Here is a 704-nt window from a genome sequence, read left to right on the forward strand (position 1 = left end):
AAAGAAAAAGCAGATTATATTACAAAAACAGTAGAAGAAGATGGCATTTTTGATGCCTTAGAAGGATTTGGTATGGTAGAAAAAGAATTGCATTTCCCACAAGTAGACATTGAAACAGTAGAAGGTCCGTTGGCGACTATTAAGACAAATCACGGAGACTTGCGTATCAAGCTCTTCCCTGAACAGGCTCCCAAAACAGTAGCCAACTTTGTTGCTCTTTCAAAAGATGGCTACTATGATGGTGTTATTTTCCATCGTATTATCAAGGACTTTATGATTCAAGGTGGAGACCCCACTGGTACTGGTATGGGTGGTGAGTCCATTTATGGACAAACTTTTGAAGATGAATTTTCAGAAGAACTCTATAATGTTCGTGGCGCTCTTTCTATGGCCAATGCGGGTCCAAATACCAATGGAAGTCAGTTCTTTATCGTGCAAAACCAACACTTACCGTACTCTAAGAAAGAGATTGCGCGTGGTGGTTGGCCTGAACCAATCGCTGAGATCTATGCAGAACAAGGTGGAACTCCTCACCTTGATCGTCGCCATACTGTTTTTGGGCAATTGGTAGATGCAGAATCATTTGCGGTCTTGGATGCCATTGCGGCTGTTGAGACTGGTGCAATGGACAAGCCAGTTGAAGATGTGGTAATTGAAACGATTGAAATTGAGGACTAGAATGAAAATTGGTGATAAGCTAACTG

The 704-nt window shown here is 41.8% G+C and carries 1 protein-coding gene; it reads left to right on the forward strand.

Going from position 1 to position 704, the window contains the following annotated elements:
* Window positions 1-678 (forward strand): peptidylprolyl isomerase (locus tag GMD1S_RS08550; protein WP_000574896.1); only part of this gene is annotated, 678 nt, incomplete at its 5' end.
* Window positions 679-704: the final 26 nt, after the last annotated feature.

The organism is Streptococcus sp. GMD1S (assembly GCF_000296875.1).
GTDB lineage: Bacteria > Bacillota > Bacilli > Lactobacillales > Streptococcaceae > Streptococcus.